Origin of the sequence: Paraburkholderia diazotrophica (assembly GCF_038900755.1) — a bacterium.
Lineage (GTDB): Bacteria > Pseudomonadota > Gammaproteobacteria > Burkholderiales > Burkholderiaceae > Paraburkholderia > Paraburkholderia diazotrophica_A.
This window is the reverse complement of the sequence record NZ_JBBPEN010000017.1, coordinates 26,536-47,759: the sequence shown is the minus strand read 5'-3', so window position 1 is coordinate 47,759 and position 21,224 is coordinate 26,536. Positions and strand designations below refer to the sequence as shown.

19 protein-coding genes are annotated in these 21,224 nt (G+C 59.2%); 10 read left to right on the top strand and 9 right to left on the bottom strand.

From position 1 onward, the window contains the following. The first annotated feature begins 38 nt into the window (after positions 1–38). The 5 genes from AABE10_RS32555 (at position 39) to AABE10_RS32535 (ending at position 5,941) form a co-directional block, all read left to right on the top strand. Positions 39–977 (top strand): DUF4384 domain-containing protein, encoded by a 939-nt coding sequence (locus AABE10_RS32555; RefSeq protein ID WP_342937214.1) that lies wholly within the window; start codon positions 39–41, stop codon positions 975–977. 65 nt (positions 978–1,042) lie between these two features. Next, complete coding sequence (locus tag AABE10_RS32550) at positions 1,043–4,048, top strand: tubulin-like doman-containing protein (protein ID WP_342937213.1); 3,006 nt, start codon at positions 1,043–1,045, stop codon at positions 4,046–4,048. Positions 4,049–4,084: 36 nt separating this feature from the next. After that, on the top strand, positions 4,085–4,825 hold the full coding sequence (locus AABE10_RS32545; RefSeq protein WP_342937212.1) for a tetratricopeptide repeat protein: 741 nt from the start codon (positions 4,085–4,087) through the stop codon (positions 4,823–4,825). After that, on the top strand, positions 4,825–5,592 hold the full coding sequence (locus AABE10_RS32540; RefSeq protein ID WP_342937211.1) for a TPR end-of-group domain-containing protein: 768 nt from the start codon (positions 4,825–4,827) through the stop codon (positions 5,590–5,592). The genes AABE10_RS32545 and AABE10_RS32540 overlap by 1 nt, the downstream gene beginning before the upstream one ends. 55 nt (positions 5,593–5,647) lie before the next feature. Then, positions 5,648–5,941 (top strand): TM2 domain-containing protein, encoded by a 294-nt coding sequence (locus AABE10_RS32535; RefSeq protein WP_342937210.1) that lies wholly within the window; start codon positions 5,648–5,650, stop codon positions 5,939–5,941. A 154-nt stretch (positions 5,942–6,095) separates the two neighbouring features. Here AABE10_RS32535 and AABE10_RS32530 read toward each other — a convergent pair whose 3' ends face one another. From AABE10_RS32530 to AABE10_RS32520, 3 genes are all read right to left on the bottom strand, one after another. Beyond that, complete coding sequence (locus tag AABE10_RS32530; protein ID WP_342937209.1) at positions 6,096–6,401, bottom strand: transposase; 306 nt, start codon at positions 6,399–6,401, stop codon at positions 6,096–6,098. Then, positions 6,398–8,035 (bottom strand): P-loop ATPase, Sll1717 family, encoded by a 1,638-nt coding sequence (locus tag AABE10_RS32525; protein WP_342937208.1) that lies wholly within the window; start codon positions 8,033–8,035, stop codon positions 6,398–6,400. Before AABE10_RS32525 ends, AABE10_RS32530 begins: the two co-directional genes overlap by 4 nt. A gap of 564 nt (positions 8,036–8,599) precedes the next feature. Further along, positions 8,600–9,997 carry a hypothetical protein gene (locus tag AABE10_RS32520; protein WP_342937207.1) on the bottom strand — a complete coding sequence of 466 codons (1,398 nt, stop codon included), beginning with the start codon at positions 9,995–9,997 and terminating at the stop codon, positions 8,600–8,602. Positions 9,998–10,202: 205 nt separating this feature from the next. On the opposite strand from AABE10_RS32520, the gene AABE10_RS32515 reads away from it, so the two are divergent. After that, positions 10,203–10,397, top strand: coding sequence for a hypothetical protein (locus AABE10_RS32515; protein ID WP_342937206.1), 195 nt, complete (start codon positions 10,203–10,205; stop codon positions 10,395–10,397). A 64-nt stretch (positions 10,398–10,461) separates the two neighbouring features. On the opposite strand, the gene AABE10_RS32510 is transcribed toward AABE10_RS32515, so the two are convergent. Next, entirely contained in the window at positions 10,462–11,292 is an 831-nt protein-coding gene (locus AABE10_RS32510; RefSeq protein WP_342937205.1) for a sel1 repeat family protein, read from the bottom strand. 444 nt (positions 11,293–11,736) lie between these two features. On the opposite strand from AABE10_RS32510, the gene AABE10_RS32505 reads away from it, so the two are divergent. From AABE10_RS32505 to AABE10_RS32490, 4 genes are all read left to right on the top strand, one after another. Continuing rightward, complete coding sequence (locus AABE10_RS32505; RefSeq protein WP_428983421.1) at positions 11,737–12,261, top strand: PRC-barrel domain-containing protein; 525 nt, start codon at positions 11,737–11,739, stop codon at positions 12,259–12,261. A gap of 347 nt (positions 12,262–12,608) precedes the next feature. Continuing rightward, the gene (locus tag AABE10_RS32500) at positions 12,609–12,911 is read left to right on the top strand and encodes a hypothetical protein (protein ID WP_342937204.1); all 303 of its coding nucleotides are present in this window, start codon (positions 12,609–12,611) and stop codon (positions 12,909–12,911) included. Positions 12,912–13,119: 208 nt separating this feature from the next. Then, complete coding sequence (locus AABE10_RS32495; RefSeq protein WP_342937203.1) at positions 13,120–13,323, top strand: hypothetical protein; 204 nt, start codon at positions 13,120–13,122, stop codon at positions 13,321–13,323. A gap of 351 nt (positions 13,324–13,674) precedes the next feature. Further along, positions 13,675–13,809 (top strand): hypothetical protein, encoded by a 135-nt coding sequence (locus AABE10_RS32490; RefSeq protein WP_342937202.1) that lies wholly within the window; start codon positions 13,675–13,677, stop codon positions 13,807–13,809. Between the two features lie 233 nt (positions 13,810–14,042). On the opposite strand, the gene AABE10_RS32485 is transcribed toward AABE10_RS32490, so the two are convergent. The 5 genes from AABE10_RS32485 to AABE10_RS32465 all read right to left on the bottom strand — a co-directional run bounded on the left by AABE10_RS32485 (position 14,043) and on the right by AABE10_RS32465 (position 21,082). Beyond that, positions 14,043–14,882, bottom strand: a complete 840-nt coding sequence (locus AABE10_RS32485) for a hypothetical protein (protein WP_342937201.1) — start codon at positions 14,880–14,882, stop codon at positions 14,043–14,045. Positions 14,883–14,914: 32 nt separating this feature from the next. Further along, positions 14,915–15,178, bottom strand: coding sequence for a hypothetical protein (locus tag AABE10_RS32480; RefSeq protein WP_342937200.1), 264 nt, complete (start codon positions 15,176–15,178; stop codon positions 14,915–14,917). 294 nt (positions 15,179–15,472) lie between these two features. Next, positions 15,473–18,538: an efflux RND transporter permease subunit gene (locus AABE10_RS32475; protein ID WP_342937199.1), complete on the bottom strand. Its 3,066-nt coding sequence runs from the start codon at positions 18,536–18,538 to the stop codon at positions 15,473–15,475. Then, positions 18,535–19,659 (bottom strand): efflux RND transporter periplasmic adaptor subunit, encoded by a 1,125-nt coding sequence (locus AABE10_RS32470; RefSeq protein ID WP_342937198.1) that lies wholly within the window; start codon positions 19,657–19,659, stop codon positions 18,535–18,537. The genes AABE10_RS32475 and AABE10_RS32470 overlap by 4 nt, the downstream gene beginning before the upstream one ends. Continuing rightward, complete coding sequence (locus AABE10_RS32465) at positions 19,649–21,082, bottom strand: TolC family protein (RefSeq protein ID WP_342937197.1); 1,434 nt, start codon at positions 21,080–21,082, stop codon at positions 19,649–19,651. The genes AABE10_RS32470 and AABE10_RS32465 overlap by 11 nt, the downstream gene beginning before the upstream one ends. Positions 21,083–21,224 lie beyond the last annotated feature (142 nt).

Here is a 21,224-nt window from a genome sequence, read left to right as displayed (position 1 = left end):
GATCGCGTCTGTCAGATACCTAATAACTGGAGAGAAACATGCGATATCCCTTGGTCGCACTGACCTTGGCTGCATTGGCCACGCACGCTTTCGCGGAGGATGAATATTCCGCAAAGTCACTCTTTTTTTCGGCAAGTGACTCGGTTGTCGCTGTAGGCACGGGTCCGAAGGCAGGAAGTGATTCCACCACCCAGGTAGCGACGTCGACTGATCCGGCTGCGCAGGCTGCACCAAACCTCACACCGACCGTCACCAAGGTTTCCCAGAAGAAAAAGCGGTCTACGCAACTTGGCGCCAGCTACTTTATCAGGCTGAAGGATGCAGATGGCTCGACGCACGATGTGCTTACCCGGCGGATTTTCAAAAGCGGAGAAAAGTTTCAACTCGGCGTAAAAGTGAATCGCCCATCGTACGTCTATATCCTCAATGAGGCGCCGGACGGCACGATTACCCAGATCTATCCGCAGCCGTCCCAGGATAACTTTGTGGATGCCATGGGCATCGTATTCTTCCCAGCGAAGGGGGCCTTCCAGTTTGATGACAAGCCTGGAATGGAGAAGCTCATGGTCTACCTTTCTCCGGAACGCGCACATGGCGACGTGACGCGACGCCTTCGTGCAGTGGCACCGGACCTTGTCGCAAATCCTGTACAGAAGACGGCTGATGCCGGTTCCTGCCCCGCCACCGCCGCCACCGTAGCAGCAGCACCCGCCGCCGCGTCGGACTCGCCGGCGATGCAATTGGCGAGTGCGTCGACGGACTACGCGGCGAAGGGCATCAGCTTTGCCGCTGATCAACCGGGCGGCTGTGCGGTGCAAACCGCGCAAGCGGATACCGATGGGTACGCCGCGAAGGGAATTGTGTTCAGTGACGATCAGTCGCCGGCGGGCGGCGGGCAGGTTGCGTCTTATGTTGTGAAGCACACAACGAAGGCCGATCCGACACTGTTCCTCAAAATCAATCTCGCGCACGAATGAGACACGGCCCCGCTGCGATCAGCGGGTCAAGACGAATGCCATTGAGCTACTGAGAAATAGAAGCTATGGAACATAACCATCTGATTATCGGCCTGGGCGGTTCAGGCGGAAAAATCATCCGTCATCTGCGTAAGACCATTGAGCGCAATATCGATGCGCAGGGAAATAGCCCGTCTGAGGCACGGTTCGAGTACCTGTATGTCGATACATCGAGCGACGAAATCGACAAGCACGATGAGTGGAAGGTGTTGGGCAAAGAAATTGACCTGGCACGCAGCCAGTACATGATCAACACCGCGAGCAGCATTCGTCCGGTGCTTGACGATCCCGCATCATTCCCGGGATTGCGTGACTGGGTTGAACCCCGCAGCATCTTTGATTTTGTCAATCCGAGCACTGCGGGTGCAGCTCAGCGCCGCAAACTCGGCCGCCTCGTATTTGCGCAGAACGCATCGCAGTTTGTCAGGGCGGTGGAAGACCGCATGCATGTGCTGCAGCAGGGACCCGGCCGCGCGAGCGCTGTGATCCATGTGGTCTGCGGTCTCGCAGGCGGCACGGGCAGCGGGTCGGTCGTGGATGCCGTTGCGCTGATCCGCAACAAGTATCCTAATCACGATCAGCACCGCATCATCATCTATGCGCTGCTGCCCGAGAAAGACTCGAGGCGTGTAAGGGACGTGGCTGGCTTTTCGAACTATTATGCGAATGGCTATGCGGCGCTTGCCGAACTTAACGCGATGGCTGTCGGCAAATACCATCCGATGAACGTGCTCGATGGATCTTCGCTGGCACATGATGTGTACTTTAACGGTTGCTATCTGGTGAGTAACCTTAACGAGCACAACATCCAGTTTGACGTTGATAGCGAGCTACCCCGCATTGTTGCTGAGTTCATCTATCAGAAGACCTTGAACAAGGAATGGGAGGGTCTTGGTCGCGCCGAGAAAGGCGAAAACGACATCAAGAACTTCGAAAGCGAGGACGACGGTAAGGCTCGCGCGAAGTTGTTCCTCTCGTTCGGTGTCGAGCGAATCGTCGTCCCGGAGCAGGAGATCAAGGAATATCTGGCGTACGGTTTTGCCGAGCAGGCAACTCGTCAATTGATGTTCAATAACTTCCGGCAAGGCGAGGGTTACGCGGAAGAGCCTGTTCAGAAGGATTGGGGAAGCGAAGCGCGCAAGCCTGATACGCTGCAGAACATGCTTCTCAGCGACCAGCATTTCATGCTTGAGGTCGGGATTCTCGAGGACGATGCAAGGAACGCCGGCTGGAAGCCAGCAAAGGAATTCTGGAAGCAGGTGGTGGGCGTTATCGCACCTGAAGTGCGAAATGATCCGACGGTCGAGCAGACAACCTGGGCGGCGGCACTGAACACGCGGCTGGCGAAGGTGTTTGATGAAACCTATCGCAAGCTCGGCGGCGTTCGCAAATTCTACGAAATCAAAGGCAACGCTCGTCTTGAGATGGCGCGCCATATCGGTCGGCAGATCGAAAAGGACCTGTTTGCGCGCTGGAAAGTCGGAACTCACTCGTTGATCCAGTTGCGTCAGTTCACGGACGCGATTCTGGCGCTTCTTGACGAACGTCAGGCGGTGCTGGCCGAGGAGCTCACAAAAGCGCCGGCTGTCCTGGCAGAGGTCCAGAAAAACATTTCTGACCTCGTGACCAGGTTCAACGATGTCGGCTTTTTCGGGCAGCATCTGACCGACAAGCGTGGCTCATTGTTCGCAGAAATTGCCGCGCGGCATCAGGACAGTTATGCGATGCAGACACTGCAGGAAGGTCAGAAGTTCGCGATCAGTCTGATTCCGTTCGTCAAGGACGAATTGACGACGCTGCGTGGACATATCGACGCCATGCACCAGACGCTCGCGGCTGCTACCGAAAAGGTCCACGAGGAACAGGCGGCGCGTCTCGCGGGTGCTGACTCGACCTATCAGCAGCGAATCTTTGACCGTACGGCAATCGCCAACATCATGAAGGCCGTGATTGTTGACGAGCCGAGCCAGATCGCCCGTACCCAGAGGGTGCGCCAATCCGTGATTGACCTCGCCGGCACTGAAGTCGATTCGTTCGATAAGCTCGTGCGCGGCGTCTCGTTGGGCGCAATCATTTCGACGATTTCGCAGACGTCGGCCACCATTGTTGAGATGGCACATGCAGAAATCTCGAAGAATCTGCCTCCAGTGTTGCAAGTCAACATCGTCGAGAGACTCCAGAAGCAGTATGACGCGAATCCGAACGGGTTGAAGACGTTCGTGTCCGGGCTGTATGAGAAGTCTGGCACGATGATCCAGTACAACAAAACGGAGGTGGACCGGTCGGTTTCGAACAATGCGGGCGGCTCGCGCGGAACGGCTAATACCGTTGCGGTATTCCTGCCGGAATGCGAAAGTCAGAAGGACTTTCACGCAACGCTCACTAGACTTTTCGAGCAACAGAAAGATCCCGCGTCCGATACCGTCGTTGCCCCTGGCAAGCTGTCAAACGAGGTGGTCATCCTGAAGATTGCCTCGCTGATGCCCGCCCGATTCATCGAACCGCTGTCAATGATGAAGCGTCACTACGATGGCCTGCTGGCGGATTTCAACGAGTCACACCTCCTGCACAGCGATGGTGACGGCAAGAAGCTGCCGCCCCTGTACGCACGTTCGTCGGCTGAAGTCAGTGCACTGGCGAAGCGCAAGCCATTTCTGCTTGTTGCACGCTTGATGGATATGATCAAGGAGCGTCAAAACAAGACAACTGGTGAACAGGAGTGGGCATTCGTCTACAAGGCCAACGGTCTGCCGGCGTCGAAAGTGTTGCGCGGCGCGACGTGGCAATCGATCCTCGATGAGGATCATCCTGCCGAAATTCAAGGTCTCATTGAACGCGAAGTCGGCCGGAAGGTCGATGCGGACCTGAAGCACAAGGATGAGAAGCAAAAGGTGTTCGACCGATATATCGAATTTGCGACGGCGCGTTTCACGGAAGCCGGCGAAGACGATCAGGATCCGGAATTCCTCGCCCTGAGCGCCATGCAGAAGCCCGTCCGCGAAATCATCGGTCTGCCGGCCGTTGCAGAGTAACTGTTGTCTTGATGGACAAACTGAAGAACCTTACCTATGCCAACCTATAAATGTCCAACCGTCGGTGATTGTGAGAGGGCGAACAACGGCGAAATCTTTGTACGTTCGCCTGGTGAAGATCTCAAGTGCCCGGAGTGCGCGACCCTGCTCGTCCCGCAGATCGCTACGAAGAAGACGGAATCTAATCCGAAGCTCATCATTGCGGCTATCGCTGTTGCCGTTGTCGTGATCGGTGTCGCGGGCGGCGGTCTGTATTACAAAAAGACGCATTCCGGAAGTGTGGAGACCACGGCAGCGGTCGCGCCCGAGCCCACGTCCACACCCACGGTTGCGCCAGCGGCCGCCAATGTGCCGAGCCAAGCGACAAGCGGGGGTATCTCACCGTCTGACGCGGATATTAGCGCTCAACGCAAGGAAAGCGACGCAAAGCTGAAGCAGGGCGATGCGTCGGGCGCGGAGTCGGCCAGCAATCAGGTCGCTGCGAAGGAGATGGTGAAGGTCGCTATCGCGCAGATGTCACAAGGAAAGCTCGACGACGCGGAGAAGGAACTGAACAACGCAGCTGCTCGGGATCCGAAGCAGTCACTCGTGTACTACAACCTTGCTGTCCTTCGACTGAAGCAGGGTCGTACCAACGATGCATTCAAAGAACTGGAGGCGAGTTTCCTGAACGGCTTCACGTACTTTGACGAGATGCAGAAGGACCCCGATCTGGACGCGATTCGTAACGATCCGCGTTTCACTGCGCTCATCAAGAAATACCGTACGACTACCTGATGAAGCTGAGCTTCCGCCATGTCGCCGTCTCACTCACGGCTCTGACATTGTTCTCGGCGTGTTCGAAGTCGTCTGGACCGTCCATTTTGGGCCACTGGCACGCGGAACACGTCAACGTGTACAGCCTCCAGCTGCCGGTCGGTCCCGACATTGTCGTATCGGATAACCAGATTCTTAGTCCGGATACTGGTGCCAGCATCCCGGTGACGCGCATTCAGAACAAAGACGATACGGCGACTGTCGACCTCCCGCTTGGCGTCGGACTTACGTTCTATTTCGACGGCGCGGACCGGATGTACATGAAAGTGCCTCTGGTCGGCCGGGTTTACTACCGGCGGGTCGCAGAACCGGCACAGGCTGTAGCTTCGCAGGGATCGATGCGTGCAGATGTGCAGAAGCCTGCGAGCGCGGCGCTTGTGACGGGGAGGGTCATGCCGGCGGAGCCATCGACGGGCGACATCACCGGGCAAATCGGAAAGGCCGTGACGTCGAAAAGCGCTGATGTGAACAAGCAGCCTCAGCAAGGTAGTCAGCCTGATAAGCCCTCGGCGACTGGTACCCGCCAATTGGAAGCTGATGCTGGGAGCGCGGAGTACAAACTCGCGCTGGTTGCTGCCAGCGAAGGAGATACCGACTCTGCGATTGGTCACCTCAGCGATGCATTCAAGGACGGATTCAGGATGTTCAATCTCTTGGAGTCCGCGCCCGAGTTCAATACATTAAAGAAAGACGTGCGCTACCAGGCACTTGTAGCTCGATACCGTTGAAAAAACGAAAATCAGGCAGGCGCCATTTTCGGCGCTATTTTCATAGGGGAATGAAATGAACGAAGCCGCACGCGAGATGATGTTGTACGACGCTCAAAAGAAGAGCGTCGGCGTTGCATATTTGCTTTGGTTTTTCATTGGAACGTTGGGCGGTCACCGCTTCTACGTTGGCCGGAAGGGAACTGCAATCATCCAGCTCCTGCTCACGATTGTCGGTGCATGCACCGCCTTCATCGGTATCGGCTTGTTCATCATTGGTTGCGTCGGTCTGTGGGTACTTGTCGACGCGTTCTTGCTCCCCGGCATTGTTCGCACCTTCAATCTGACACTAGCAAACCGCCTTGTGTGATCTGTTGTGTTGGCTCGTGTGTGCCAGCACGGGGTATGCGTACTTTTCGTGCTGAATGTGGCGGTTTTACGGTGGCGAACTGCCCGCAGCAAGGCTTTGCCCCAGGGTTAACCTCCATTTTCGGCACGAAAAGGACGAACATCCCATTTCTGGATCACGGGTGCCGGAACCGTTCTTTGTGAAACTCGATCTCACAGAGATCCTCTGGAGACCGTACTGTCGCGACCGCCGTCGGTGGCGTATGGCTGGCTGCTTCAGCGACGACATCCACAGACAACATCGAGGGTGCCTGCGGTGTCGGTTTCGGCGCCACACCCTCCGGCAGTGTTGGCAAACCATACTCTCCTGCCAGATAGAGCCGGCGCCATTTGAACAGCAGGTTCGCATTGATATCGTTGCTGCGTGCGATCAACGCTACCGACGCACCTGGGCGACGAGCTCCTGAATGAAAGTCTATCAAGTGTCTTTGAAATTGGTATGGAGCGCCTGATAAAACATGGGATGAATTTGTGCTTTCGTGTTTGGTTTGATTTGACTCGCGATTAAAGCGCTTCCGCTGTCAGCGGACCATACCGCTCCAGTTCCCCCCTCGAATCGCAAACCGACAAGTCCGACGTCAAAAAACGTCCGGAACAGATTGGCAACCACACCATGTTTGCTTGCCGTAGCGGAGTTCATAAACGATATTGCCGCTTCGCACGCGGGATCACGAGGTTCATAAAGCCCTGCGACATCTTCGATGACTCGGTCAACCAGTGACTTGTCCAGACTTCCTATTTTGAATTCAATAGTCGTCCTTTCCACAAGGGGAAGTGCCGGCTCAAGCGAAGGAAAAAGTGTCTTCCATTCGTAAACAAGCGCTCTGAGCCGTCCCGCTGAGTAATCTCGCTCCGCTTCGAAAACTGCTTGTGCCCGAACTTGGCTAGCCTGCTCTGATAAGCCTAAACACGCGTTAACGAATAGGATTGCGTCCCGTGGACGCATGGCAGTACGTTGCATCAAATAGTCAAGAAAGAACGTACGGCCGATCCGTTCGGGAAACAACTCTTTCAAGCCGACCACGCGCGCCGTGTATTGTTGCCGCACCAATGTTGATACGCGTCGGTCGAGCAGACGTTCGATTTGCCCTCGATTCCACTTAAGCCTCAAGATTAATGGTTCGTATTTTTCTTCCTGGAATCCGGCGTCTGCAGTAGCGGAAAATACTCGTCGGAGAAGGTCGTAGCGAAGCGCTACCACGACCTTCACATTTTTAACCTTCTGAAAGCTCCGAACTGCTTCAATGAGCGCCCGAATAAGCTTAAATCTGAGACTATCGTCAACCCAATCTTCGTCGAGTTTATCAATTGTGACGTAGTAGGGCTTCTGATCGTCAGTGAAGACATCTTCGTTCAAGAAACGAATGACGTCGGCAAGCTCCTTCAACTGAACTGCATTTACAACTTTCTGGCCGCGGTAGACGATCTCTTTCTTTTGCTCTTCTGTTAGAGATCCTTTTCCGCCAATCTTCGCAGTGATGCCACCGCCGCTACCGCCTAGTTCAGCATTAAGCTCCGATGCAAGTTTAGTTGTCAATTCCTTGACGCGGGATTCAGTTTCGATCCAAAACTTGTCACCCCAGTCCTTCAAATATGCGAGAGCGCGAGCCTTCGTTTGATCCTTCTTCCGAAGCGAATCCATAATGGACCCGAGCCAACTGGTTGTTCTCTCCTCGGTAATCAACGAGTATTTTCTCTTAAGCAACTCCACTGCTAGCATATGCTTCCAAAGCAGGGAATAGAACGGATCGAGCTTGACCCCTAATTCCTCAAAGAAACGAATGACATCGTTGTTGGATATGAAGTTCAGTGAGAGCTGATCCGGCTCTAGCTCGACAACGTGCTCTTCGTTATGGCGGAGGTAGCGCAGAAGTGCAGTCTTCCCGCTTCCAGTGCGACCGACGATGATGCGCTTCGGTGCCTTGACGTCGCGAATTTCCTCATAGTCGCCAACGTCGACGAAACTTTGAAAAAGAAACTCGTCGTCGAGTTCGGCCCCGGCCTCCCCGATTCGCGCGTGACGCTTGAAACGGAAGGGTATCCCCTCATTTGCCATAATTTCTCGCCCTAGCATTCGTCCGAGGTATTTTACAGTAGGTGCCGCGAGTCTCGGATCGGGCGCGGGCTCGTACGGCGTCAAGCTAATGTTTGCGCACGACTACTGTTGTCGCTCGCGGATTCAACCGGTCGATGCAACGAGTAGGTGAAATCGGTCGGCCGGTGTATTGAGGGTTGAGTGCCTTTCGCGGATGACCGTTGAGCGGCCGTAAGCGGGCAACCCAGCGTCGAACCACCAACGTCGGCTTTGGCCGATCAGCCGCCATGCCTGTCTGGCAGAGGGTAGGGGGCGTACCGCCGCTTGACATAAAAACCGCCGGCCGGCTTTCATCAGGTAAACGGCGAGCGCGCTTGCGCACGATGAACGCGGACGGCTCCAACGTCCCGCCGGCAGAAGGCGTCGTTCCGGGCGTCCGCGGTTGCATCATCGGGTGGTGGTGGTGCAAATTCGTGAGTCACGGTGACAACCGTTTCCCGTCTCACAGGGGGCCTCATGCAATCCGGCGCCAATGCAGACGACCAGGCGCTCACGGCGGATCGGCCGATCGACGTCGCCAACGACTTACAACAGGACCGCCTGCTGTAAAAGTTCCAGCGCTTTCAATTCGTCCAGCCGACCCGTGCGTGCCTTACCCGCCAGCGTCTTGATCAATGCTTCCGCTATCGGTGCAATACCGTGGAGATTGTCCAGGCTGGTCACGGTAGTGAAGGACAGCGGAGCCGGACCTTGCTGCGGGTGCGCGGAGACGGGTAACGATTCGGGCATCGACCCGGAGGGTGCAGATGTGGCTGCCGGGACCGCTTCATCCTTTTCTTCGAATGAACTGCTGGCAAGGTCGTCAGGGAAATCATTGACATCCGCTCGCGGGCTGACGACGATCGTCTCCCTGTCTTCCGCGACGTCCGCCGAAACAGATGCGGCGCTTTCCGATGCATCCAGGGCGGTCGCACGCTCGCGCCTCGTGCGCACCTTCCCGTCGACGCGTTTTCCCTGTACGCCATCGTTCGTTGCCAGCGCAGGCGGCTCATGTTGTTGAACGGATGCGCGACCGCGTGGAGCAGGCGCAAGCATGCGCGACACCGACTCTGGAATGTCGGCTTCCGTGCGCGGACTGTCCAACCAGCCAGCTGGCAATCCGAGTCGCTCCGTGAACCGGTTTGCTTCCACACTGTCCATGCGCTTCTTGCCATGTAGCCGGTCGGCGATGTTGAAGCCACTCATCTCCATCACCACGCCGAGTCTGACTTTCGATCCGTTGCGCCTGGTGAGAAGGTGGAGGTTGGCGCGTCGGATGTTCTCCACCTCGGCGCTGTCGCTCAATGCCAGCGGTTGCTGTTGCGGCGTCTTGGGAGACGGCTTGTCTTTCGAACGCGAAGCTTTGCGCGGCGCACGAGGTTCAGGCTGTTCAGGCATGTCGCTTCGACGATTCTTGACGGCTCTCGGCGAACCGCCAGCTACTTTCTTTGGCATTTGCGCGTCCTCGGACAAACGATCCTCAGGAACTGGTTGCTGGTCGACGGTCCTGGCAGGAGCCGGCTCAGGTGCTTCGGACTCTGCGTCGAATCCTTCACCGGTCTGAACGAAGTCGAGCGGTGACTTCAGACGGGCGATGGTCTCGTCCGCGAGCGCAGGATGGGGCTGGTCAAAAAAGCCATGCGGTAACCCGAGCGTGGTTTCCATGTGAAAGGCGGTCTCGGGCGTGAACCGCTCGCCTTTCATCAGTTCGGCCACGCGCGTCATGTTCGATTCGAGTGCGATGGCGATATTCTCTGCGCCGACCGCATCGACCAGAAACTGAAACGATCGTGTCTTGAAGATGGAGGCAGTCTGGGTGGAGTCTCGGGGAGGCGCCTTCACATACGGTGGTCCCGGCCGTTGGGGCGGAGGCTTTTTCTCGTGGTGAGGTTGACGCTGGCCGTTGCGCCGGGGTCCCGCATATCGCCCGCGGGCTTGACTCATATAGTAGGACTCCATGCGACGTTGATTCTTGACCTGTTGATTATAGACGAGGCGATGCCGGCATTTGACGCCGTCCTCATGCTGTCACATTTCGGGATTAAGCTTTTCGCCCTCGGTAGTCAGCCCACGGTCGTGGGCATCATGCAGCGCCCGTCACCGTAAAACCTGACGACCGGCGTTTCTCTCTTTGCATCAGGAGCCTCCCGTGTTGAGCGCCCACGAATTCGCCACATTGATGCTGGTCAAGGACTCCGCCGATCACATTGCTGATCGGGAAGAACCTGGTGCGTTGCTCGAACGCCAGCTTGTCGCCCTGGAGCGACTTGCGGGCGGAGCAGTACGCCCTCACATCACGGAGGACGGAGAGTCTCTTCTCCGCAACCTTGCCTTTATCAACTGATGGGAACTATCCGTCGGGTGCCGCCTGAAATCTGCCAACCGCACGACTCGCGGGCGGCAGGACCTCAACGCAGCGCTGCCAGGCGGCGTTGGCAAATTTTGTCATCTCCACCGCGTCGATAGCTCTGCATGGCCTTTGTACGGTCCGGGATGAATCCGTTGTCGTCCGCACCCCACAGGCCTTCCCAGAAAAGCCCGAGATTGTATGCCGCGGCCTTGTGGCCCAGTTCAATGGCCTGCTCGTAAAGCGATCGCGCGCGGCTCACATCAACCTGCATACCCCGTCCGAGCCGGGCGCTGTCGGCCAGCGCGGCGGCGGCCATGCCGCGCAGACGATCTTCCGCGGTTTCATCCTTCATCACGTCTTCAAGGATCGCGTTCCCTCTCTCAAAGTCCGCCGCGCCACCTGTCGGCGTGACCAGGGAAATGGCCATGGCCATTCGCCAGGCTGGATGACGATTGACGCCAATGCGCTCCAGTAACCAGCGACCCAGATGCGGGGCATGGCTTAAGGTGCTGGTGAGTAGCGCATTTGCGATGGCGGCGAGCGACTCGGGTGACAGGAAACCGGTCTTGTTTGCCGCAATGACGTGACGGGAGAACTTTTCAACATCGAGTGCAGGGTCGGCGCGACGCAACTGATGCCATTCACGCTCAATTGTTCCCACCCAGCTTTCCATTTGCATGGTGAGCAATCCGTTGGTGAAGAATGCACCTGATTCTAGTTCACCTTTGACCGAAATTGCAATTATCGGTTTTTGTTGCGGTTCCGCCGTTTCCAGCCGACCGTGAAGAATGCCTCGGGGACGACGGGGAATTGCTAGTTGGCACGGAAGCGCAGGTACCCTGTCGAGCTTGCCATGGAGCCTTCGCGCGAGGCAGCCAATGCGATCCATTGGCCACGTCACATGGTGGCGCGGCGCGAAACTTGCTCAGCTACCCTTGCGCAGCACCATAAATTGCGAAAGACGGAGAACGGGCATGACAGCGCGAGGCAAGACGAGTGACAAGACGGAGCGAGACCGGCACGCACCGCAGAATGAAGAGGAAAGGACTGGCCCGACCGATGTTTCCGGGTCTTCTGACGAAGGCACAACGGTGCGCGAGGCGCGAGTGTGGGAGGATGATCTCTCGCAAATAGCACACGAGCCGGACGATTGAGCATCACGCCATGGAGCGCGGCTGTGCCGATGTCAGCATGTCCGTCATGGATCGCTGATCGAGCGCTACGTTTTTGACGCACGACCTACGGATCACCAACTATAAGAGATCGTCGTGACTATCCCACCGGGTGCTGCCACGTCCTTTCGATCCGTTATTGATAGATAAGGAGTGCTATTTTGAATCCAACCCATCAGTCCGCCATTGAAGGCGGAGCACAGGTCACGCGCACGAGCGCCGAACCGGCCGACGGGCCGGGTCCCGATGTGATGGCTGCCGCGGCACTCGATGGCAATACAGTGCTGAGCGCAGACGGTGACGACGTCGGCAAGATCAAGGAGATCATGCTCGACGTGCGCACCGGCCATATAGCGTACGCGGTGCTGGCAAGCGGCGGGTTCCTCGGAATCGGCGGCAAGCTGCTCGCGATCCCGTGGGCCATGTTGACGCTCGACGCGTCGCGCGAACGCTTTGTAGTGTCGGCATCGTCCGAGCAGATCAGGAACGCACCTGGCTTCGAAAGGGATAACTGGCCGGCGATGGCCGATCCGGACTGGGCCACCAGCGTGCATGCATACTACGGCAGCAAGCCATACTGGGGAGGTCGCACGGAACTACCCGTCGACGAGCGCGGCGACATGCGGATTGGCGAAAGCGTCGCGGATTCGCCTGCTTCGCCAGAGCGAGGGGACGTCAAACTTTAACACTGGCGATACGTGCGTCGCCCGGCCTCACGCGAGCGCTGGTCTGCGCAGGTACTACTCAAGCCAGCTGGCCGGCTCCAGGCGACCATGCAGGATGCGGACAACAAATACCATAACGTCCTGCAGACAATAAAAGATGGGATACCGGCCTGCCTGGGATGAAAGGCCCCTCTCAGTTCATAAAAAGCATTCTGGCGATGAGCGTGCGAGACTTGATGACCAGGTGCGTGGTGACGGTAAGCTCCGACGACATGATCGAAACCATCATGGGGAGCTTTGAGCAAACGGGGTTTCATCACCCCGCGCGTGACTGGTCAACCCGCCCCGCTATCGTGTGGTGACCTGACATGAACGACAGGCGGCGAAAGATCATCCATGCGCAGAGGCAACGCCTCGAAGCGCTGAAAGTCAAGGTCGAGGAGCTGAAGGCGGAAGCCGGGAGGATCCGGAGCGAACTGGAAGCCGTACGTGACGACGAACAGGAAGCTTTTGACCACATGTCCGCAAGCAGGCAATCCGGCGAGCCCGGACAAAATGCGGAAGCGTCCATCGACAACCTCGACACGGCCATCAGTGCGCTCGATGAAATCGAAGACCTGACGGACTTCGTCGATGCCATCGAAGCGATCGGCGAAGCGGAGAACGGATAACGTATCCGCGGTGGTTGCCCGACCTGGGGCAGGCGAGAGACCCGGCATCAACGAAGACGCCGCCCGGCGCTCCAGGTCGCGTCGTTTCAGGAAAGGCGTGTGACTGGTTCAAAAAATCCGGCTCCCTGACGTCAACGAAGCCGGGGCCGATGCGTTTTGACAGTGGACGACGCAATGATTCGTCGCCTTCCCCCCACTGGAGACTTCAATGAAGAAGCTTGCTGCCGCCCTGATGACATCGCTGTTTGCCACTGTCGCGTTCGCCCAGGCGTCCGCTCCTGCCGCGACCGCACCAGCAGCCACCGCTACGGCTCCGGCCACGGCCACCACGACGCCGGCGCCTGCACACAAGACGACGAAGCACATGCATAAGGTGAGTCACCACGTGACGCACAAGAAGGCGGCGCAATAAGACACGGCCTCGGCGCGAAGTATCAGAACCCTGCTTCGGCAGGGTTTGATGCTTTGAGCGATCGGCCCTGAACAGGCAATCGTGTAGACCTCGTCAAGGTGTTCGCGGCAGTCGTGGGCGCGGCCCGCATTGGTCTCTCTCAAACAACGCTGCCTGATGCGAATGCGAGCACCTTGCCGCCAAGGCATTCGCGGCGGCCCGTGGGCGGGGCCGTCAGAGTGGACAAGCTGGCGCTTGTGCCTCTCAGAATCCCGCAAACGCTGCCTTATGCGAGCGCGAGTGCCTTGGCTCTTCACTTCTTGCATCGCGCATCGAATGCGCACACCCATCGGCAGGCGTATGGAGCCGAACATGCGTGATTACGTCGACGCCCGTAAAGCCGGGGTTTCCAGCGATTTCATCGTGCCTACCGACACGATTCAGGTCGAGGTACTTCGCATGGGCCGCAGCGGCGGCCAGGCCGTCGTCCAGTGCCATAGGCGGTAATCCGGACTTCTTCGCGACGGCGTTTACATAGTCGAGTGCGGTGGCCCGGCCGACCAGGATGGTATTGGAAGGGCCAGGCGCGTGGCGCAACCGGACGACCGGTCCATCATAGGGCGACTCCGGGTTCACGACTATTGTTGCATGCGCAACCAGCGGGGACGGCTAGTGCAACGAAGCATGCGGCGATTGTTGTGTGCATCAGATGTGTGCCGATTGGTCTATGCGTTTGCCACTTACCAGGACAACGGCTCAAGCAGCGCAGGTTCGCCAAACTCGACGAGTTGTGCGTTCGAGCGCGAAAAATATCCGCCCCAGAACTGCTTCAGATCCATCAGCGTCTTTGGATCGCGATAGCCGTTACGCTCGGCAGTCGATCCATCGGCTCCCGGCTGCATGACACCTGCACCGAGAACGTAGATGCGCGCCGAACCAAAGTCGCCAAAGAGGTTGTTGTCCTGCGCCTTCTTCAGTTCAACGGTGGGATTAATATGGCGCACCGTGTTACGTGCGTAGAAACTCGTCACGCTGGAGTTTTCCAGCCCGTCTGTGACGATGAAAACCAGCTTGTGTGCAGCCTTCTCCTGTGCAACGGCGGGCGAAACGCTCTTCAGTGCCATCAGGATGTCCGACTGGTCCAGGTTCGATGTTCCCGACTTCAGAACCTGGGCGGTCGTTGCGAGCGCGAGTCTCTGTCCGTACACCAGTTGCTGCTGCATGCAGGTGTGGAAATCCCGCAGACGGCTCATCACGACGTTGCCTTCCTCGCTTGCAGGAATCGGACGTTCGATGACTCCAGCATGGAGGACGTTCAGATAGTGGCCCTGCGAGAACGCGGAAAATTCAGCAATGACGAACTTCGTACCACGCTTCAGCATCGCCTGGACATTGTCGAGCACGGATTTCTGCAAGGTCGCGTCGAGCTGCACCGTCTGATCGATCAGCACATAGAGGAGCTGATCGTACGGGATCTGCGGCGCCGCGATTTTGTTCGCTGCGTAGCAACTGGGGACGTCGTTCGTAAGGCCGGCGTGAGCGGGCAGCACACCCGACAGCGCGAGGCTGGCGCTGAACACAAGCGAACGCAACGCCTGAACCGATCGGCGCATCAGATATCTCCGAGAATGTCGTCTTCCAGGCGCGCCTGTTCGGCGGCCGCCTTGCGATGCGCCTTGAGCGCCTGAACGGAGGCGAGAATCGAACTGCGGCGCTCGGTCGAACCCTCTGCGGCAATATCAAGAATCACTTTACGACGTTCCTGATCGGACTCGTCAAGGATGCGTTCAGCAATTCGTGCGACGTCGTTAAAGAGCGGGAGTGCCTCAGCCGCCTGCGCGATGGTGGCGGATTCCGGAATGATGGCCTGCTGCATGGGGTGACCTTGATCTACGTGCGATTTTCCGGTTAGGGTGATCTAGACTAGACGCTGCCCTGCGAACCGCCCCCAATAGATATTGGTTGTAAATCAAAGGGCTGCTGTCTAGGTGCTTGGCCGGTAGAGAGCGACCGGGGGGGGAAGAGGGGGCAGCACGATCCACATCGGTATAAGATCCAAACTCTTGCCCAGCACGCTTTGCGGGCTGACTTCGGCAAAAAAGCCGTGCAGACATGAAGGCCAGGAAAGGCGAACATCCAACCCTCATGGTCTGCGTCGAAAAGCCGCCCATCAGCCCGTCCCGCTCCCCGGAACGCGCTTTTTCATCAGCAACTGGAGGAGCACGGGCAGCAGCAGAAGCACGAGCGGCAACTGCACGATGAGCCCGGAGATAATCGCAATGGCGAGCGGCTGCTGCATCGCCGAGCCCTGGCCCAGTGCAAACGCGAGCGGCAGCAGCGCGAGAATTGCCGCGATGGTCGTCATCGCGATGGGACGCAGACGGTTGCGGCCCGCTTCGACGAGCGCGCGCTCGAATGGCAGGCCTTCGTCGCGCACAAGTCCCTGCAGTTCCGACACGTAAAAGATGGCGACCTCGGTCACGATACCGATGATCATCGTCATGCCCATCATCGCGGAGATGTTCAGTTCGATGCCCGTCATCCATAGCCCGATGAAGACCGCGCCCGCAGCGAGCAGTGGCATCGCCATCACCGCGAGCGCAACGCGAAAGCGCTCGTAGAGAAAGAGCAGCAGGCCGAACACGAGCGCCACGGCCGCGCCGAACACCGTGACGAGCCCCTTGAACGCGATCTGCTGCTGCTGGTACAGACCACCAAGCTCGTAGTAGACGCTCGACGGCAGCAGTTGCGGTTCACCGAGCGCCCTTTGCACATCGGCGACCGTCGAACCCAGATCGCGCCCGTCAATGCGTGCCGTCACGGCCACCATGCGCTTCAGGTTGTCGCGGCTGATCTCCGGCTGGCCTGTGACCTTGACCATATCCGCGACGCGGCCAACGGGAAACAGATGACCGTCCGGCGCGCGCACGAGCAGCTGGCCGAGTTGGGTATCGGTGAGGCTCAGGGCGTTCGCCACACGCACGCGAACGCCGACCGTCTTCGGCCCGCTCTGGAACTGTGTGGCGACGCTGCCTTCCAGCATGTCGGAGATGGTCTGTGCGACCGATTGCACGTCCATCCCTTCGGCCGCTGCCGCATCGGGGCGAATCCGCATTTCGAGCGCATCGCCGGCGGGATTGATACCGTCGTTCACATCGACGACGCCCGGAATCTTGCCAATGCGCGCCGCGACCTTGCGGGCCGTCGTGTCGAGCGTGTTCTGGTCGTCGGAATAGATCTTGATCTGCACGGGTTGCGGCACCGCTGTCAGATCGCCGATCAGATCCTCCATCAGTTGGGCGAGCTCGACGCTCACGCCCGGCACCTGAGTCTCGATCTGCGAACGGATTTCTTCCATCACCGTTTCGATCGGCTCGCGACTGCCGGACTTCAGCCGCACGAAGAAATCACCACGATTCGGTTCGTTCAGGTCGCCACCCAGACCCGCGCCTGTACGGCGCGAGTACGTCGAGACATTCGGATTGGACTGCACGATCGTCTCGATCTGCTGCATCAGGCGGTCCGTTTCGGTGATCGACGTGCCGGGCGCCGTGTGATAGTCGAGCACGAAGCCGCCTTCGTCCATCGTCGGCATGAAGCCGCTGCCGACCTGCGTGAACGCGAACGCGGCGACAGCGATGAGCGGCACGAGACCAGTCAGCACGAGCCAAGGCTTCGACGTCACATGCTCGATCAGATACGCGTAGCGCCTGTTCATCCACGATGCAAGGCGCGTTTCCTCGTGTTCTTCCGCGTCCTTCGCCTTGAGCCAGTGATCACACAGAATCGGTACGGCGAGCCACGTCACGATGAACGAGATGAGCAGCGCGCTTGCCATCGTCACGGACAGCGCCTTGAAAAACGCGCCTGTCACGCCGGAAAGAAACGCAAGCGGCACGAAGATGATCAGCGTCGCGGCCGATGAGCCCGCAAGCGGGCGCGTGAATTCGAGCGCTGCCGACATCACGCGGCCATGGAACGCCTGCGCGCCCGCTTCGCGCATGCGTCGCACGATGTGCTCGATCATCACGATCGCATCGTCGATGACGAGACCGACGGCGGCCGCCATGCCGCCGAGCGTCATGATGTTGAAGCCCATGCCGAACACGTCGAGCAACAGGATTGTGGCAGCCATGACGACGGGCACGAGCGCGACGGCAATGGCCGTGATCTTCCAGTTGCGCAGAAACACGAACAGCGTGAGCGCGGCCAGCACAACGCCGATCATGATCGCGTCGCGTACGCTCGACGCCGACGCGACCACCAGCTCGCTCTGGTCGTACCAGTTTGCGAGGTGCACACCGGTTGGCATCTTGTGCTGGAAGTCCGCAAGTCTCGCGTGAATCGCGCGCGCCATCGCGACGCTGTTCGCCCCCGGCTGCTGATAGATGTTGATGAGCACGGCATCCTTGCCGTCGGCTGTCACGCGCATCCATTGCGGCACGACGCCCTGCTGCACCGTGGCGATATCGCCGAGCCGAATCTGCGTCGGCCCATTCGACGACACGACAACGTGCCTCAGTTCATCGATATGCGTGATCGTCGTGTTCGCGATTACCAGATACAGCTTGTAGTGATCCTCGATGCGGCCCGTGGCCATCAGCACGTTGCTCGTGCCGATCGCTTTCGATACGTCCGCGAGCGAGAGCTTGTATGCGGCAAGACGCGCCGGGTCGATCGCCACTTCGAACTCGTCCTGGGCGCCACCCATCACGTCGACACGCGCCACGCCTTCCACCGACGACAGCAACGGGCGCAACTGGAATTGCGCGAGATCGCGCAGTGCCGACTGCGACTGTTGCTGCGAAGTCAGGCTGTAGGCCAGTACAGGAAACACGGTCGGGTCCATGCGGCGCACCTGCATCGACGTGCCTTGCGGCAGCGTCGCGAGGATCTCGCTGATGGCCGACTGCGCCTGCAGCGTCGCCTGTGCCATGTCCGTGCCCCAGTCGAAATTGATCGAGATCTCGGCGGCGCCGCGGCTCGTTTTCGATTCGACGTCACGCACGTTCGGCACGCGGCGCAGCGCTTCCTCGACGGGCATCGTGACGAGCGTCGTCATCTGTTCGGCGGGACGGTCGCCGGCATCGAGCGATACGACGGCGCGCGGAAACGCGACGTTCGGAAACAGCGAAATCGGCATGCGGAACGCGGTGAGCGCACCGGCTATCGCAAGCAACGCGACGACGAACAGCAGCGAACGACGATGCCTTTGCATCCACTGGCTGAAGTTCATCGCGTCGTTCCCTTCCTTGCGTTAGGCCCGATGCCCGGCTCATTCGTCCCATCGATATGCACAGCTGCGCCATCCTGCAGTTCATAGTTGCCGACAACAACGAGCGGACGTGCCGCGTCGATTGCGCCATCGACGCCATAACGGTCACCGTCCTCGACGACTTTTTTGACGTTCACGCGATGCGCCTTGTTGTCGCTGCCCGTCTGATACACATAGTCGCCATGCGCGTCGCTCAATACGGCGCTGCGTGGCACGATCCAGTGCGTGCCCGATTGCGTCGCGATGTCGGCCTTCACGCGCGTGCCCGGAATGAAAGCGCTTTGCCCGAACGGTACGCTCGCGCCGATATTGACGAGCTGGCTTTGCGCATCGATGGACGCACCGACCATTGCAACACGTCCCGCGACGCGCGCCGTCTGAAGCGCCGTCGAGAGGCCGCTGACGATGATGGCGTCGCCGGGATGGATCGATGCGGCATCGGCGGGTTCAACGCCGAGCGTCACGTTCGGCCGTGAACTATCGCCGCGCGAGTCCGCCGACAGCTGCAGGATCGGCGCGCCCGCCTGCACCTGATCGCCCTGCGCGACGGTCACCTGCGTGACGACCCCGTCATGCGGCGCGACGATGGTCGTGTGCCCGGCGCCGATGCCGAGTTGCTGTTGCGCGTCGAGCGCCTGTTTTGCATCGAGCGCGGCCTTGCGCGCGCTGGCCAGCTGCGATTGCGTCGCGAGTGACTTGTCATAGAGCGATTGCGTGCGTGCGAGTTCGTCCTGCGCGAGCCGCGCCGCGCTCTTCGCCTGCGTTGCCGCGACCACGGCTGCGGGATCGGCCTGCACGACAAACAGCGGTGCGCCGCGCTTGACGGCCTGACCGGCCTGCACGCGCATCTGGTCGATGCGCGCGACGTACGGCAGATCGACGGTCGTCACGCTCGACGATGAACTCGCGACCACGCCGTATGCATGAACAGGCTGGGCAATCGTCCCGCGCGTGGGCGTGACCGTCTGCACGGTGGTGACGGGCGCTTCATCCGCATAGGATGAAGCACACAACACTGAGAGGACTGCCGAGATGCCGGCAGCGACGAGGCCGGAATAAAGCCATGTGCGGTTATTTCGCATCGGATTCGTTGAAGGTTCTGTCTGAGGAGTAAGCATCGGGGATCGCGCTGCCGAGCAACGCCTGCAAGCCGACGCGCTGTTCGGCAAGCGCCTCGCGCAGCGTCGCCACGTCAATGCGTTTTGTGATGGACGCGCTTTGCGCATCGACATATGCGCCGAGCGCGAGGTTGTGTTCCGCGTAGGCCGCGGTGGCGTGCGTTGCCGCAGCGTCGACATCGGGCAGCGCCGATTCGGTTGCTTGCAACTGGCGCGTGAGGATCGCGGTGTCCGCGCGCATTTGGGCGACGTCCGCGTAGGCCGTGTTGAGCCGGTCCTGATACTCGTCGCGCAGACGTTGACGCGTTGCTCGCTCGATCGCAACGTTGCCCTGGTTGCGATTGAAGACCGGCAGGCTCAGGTTGATCTGGAAACCGCTCGTGTAGATGTTGGACGTGTCTCGTGCGCGTACGAAGCCCACGGAGAGGCTCGGAAACTGGCTGAGAATCGCCGCGCGATACTTCTGCTCCTGCGCTTCGTAGCCCGCCCGGAGCGCGAGCAGATCCGGTCTGCGTTCTGGCAGCGCGGAGAGGGCGGCGTCGAGGGTGTCGTCAGCGAGCGGCACGTCGTGATCGTCGCCCGTCAGTTGCAACTGCACGTCCTGTGCGAGACCGAGCAACGCATTCAGATCGTGATGCGTCTGCTGGGCGGCACGTTGCGCATCGGTGTACTGGCGGTTCGCGTCCGTGTATGACGTGAGCGCAGCTGTCAGCGTGTCTGCGGTCAGATTGCCGGCGCGCTGCGCTTCGGCCATCCGTTCATAGCGCATGCGAGAAAGGTCGCTCTGCTGCTGCAACAGCGGCAACGTCTGCTGCTGGAAGCGCGACTTGATGAAGAGCTGCCTGGCCTGTGCAACGGTCTGCCACTCCTGCCAGAGCAGCCCGAGATCCGTCTTCGCAACAGTCGCATCAGCGGACTGCCTGTTCGCGCTGCGCGTGACGATCGCCATCACGTCCATGCTCAAGCCGTAGTTGAACGCGCGCGTCGCGCCGTATGCGCCCGGATAGTCGCTTGAAATGCTCAGTTGCGGATCGGGCAGCAGACCTGCGGAATAGGCCTGTGCACAGGCGATATGCAGATCGTCGCGCGCGAGCTTCAATGCCGGATTGTTCGCGACGGCGAGCATCGCGACCTCTTCGATATCGAGTCCATCGGAAGGATCGAAGCGATGCGCGGCCAGTTCAGGCAATGGCATACGCGACGGGTCGATCTGGATGCGCTCGAGTTGTGTGGCAGAGGTACTGGTCGTATAGGGCGAAAGCGGTTCGCGGTGATACCAGGTGCATCCTGACAAGGTCAGGACATAGACGCCCGCGATGGCCGCAAACGGCATGCGTCGTGAACCGAAGCGCGTGCGGACAAAACGGGCGGCAGAGTGGAAGGACAAGGCATACTCCTGAGCGGGGCCGCTCGGATGAAGATTGCGTCGAGTAACGGGCGGATTGTCGGCAGCACGCGCTTAAGAGACCCTTAAGGGCGCGTTAAGCAAAAGGCGCCGACAATGAAGGCTATTCAGGAGAACTGGCGCC

Bases quoted from the DNA above. Each gene is read 5' to 3' on its own strand.
- AABE10_RS32470 (WP_342937198.1), bottom strand. From the start codon at position 19,659: ATGCGAAATAACCGCACATGGCTTTATTCCGGCCTCGTCGCTGCCGGC.
- AABE10_RS32480 (WP_342937200.1), bottom strand. From the start codon at position 15,178: ATGCAGCAGGCCATCATTCCGGAATCCGCCACCATCGCGCAGGCGGCT.
- AABE10_RS32495 (WP_342937203.1), top strand. From the start codon at position 13,120: ATGAAGAAGCTTGCTGCCGCCCTGATGACATCGCTGTTTGCCACTGTC.
- AABE10_RS32545 (WP_342937212.1), top strand. From the start codon at position 4,085: ATGCCAACCTATAAATGTCCAACCGTCGGTGATTGTGAGAGGGCGAAC.
- AABE10_RS32510 (WP_342937205.1), bottom strand. From the start codon at position 11,292: ATGGATCGCATTGGCTGCCTCGCGCGAAGGCTCCATGGCAAGCTCGAC.
- AABE10_RS32540 (WP_342937211.1), top strand. From the start codon at position 4,825: ATGAAGCTGAGCTTCCGCCATGTCGCCGTCTCACTCACGGCTCTGACA.
- AABE10_RS32535 (WP_342937210.1), top strand. From the start codon at position 5,648: ATGAACGAAGCCGCACGCGAGATGATGTTGTACGACGCTCAAAAGAAG.
- AABE10_RS32475 (WP_342937199.1), bottom strand. From the start codon at position 18,538: ATGAACTTCAGCCAGTGGATGCAAAGGCATCGTCGTTCGCTGCTGTTC.
- AABE10_RS32490 (WP_342937202.1), top strand. From the start codon at position 13,675: ATGCGTGATTACGTCGACGCCCGTAAAGCCGGGGTTTCCAGCGATTTC.
- AABE10_RS32500 (WP_342937204.1), top strand. From the start codon at position 12,609: ATGAACGACAGGCGGCGAAAGATCATCCATGCGCAGAGGCAACGCCTC.
- AABE10_RS32520 (WP_342937207.1), bottom strand. From the start codon at position 9,997: ATGAGTCAAGCCCGCGGGCGATATGCGGGACCCCGGCGCAACGGCCAG.
- AABE10_RS32555 (WP_342937214.1), top strand. From the start codon at position 39: ATGCGATATCCCTTGGTCGCACTGACCTTGGCTGCATTGGCCACGCAC.
- AABE10_RS32550 (WP_342937213.1), top strand. From the start codon at position 1,043: ATGGAACATAACCATCTGATTATCGGCCTGGGCGGTTCAGGCGGAAAA.
- AABE10_RS32525 (WP_342937208.1), bottom strand. From the start codon at position 8,035: ATGGCAAATGAGGGGATACCCTTCCGTTTCAAGCGTCACGCGCGAATC.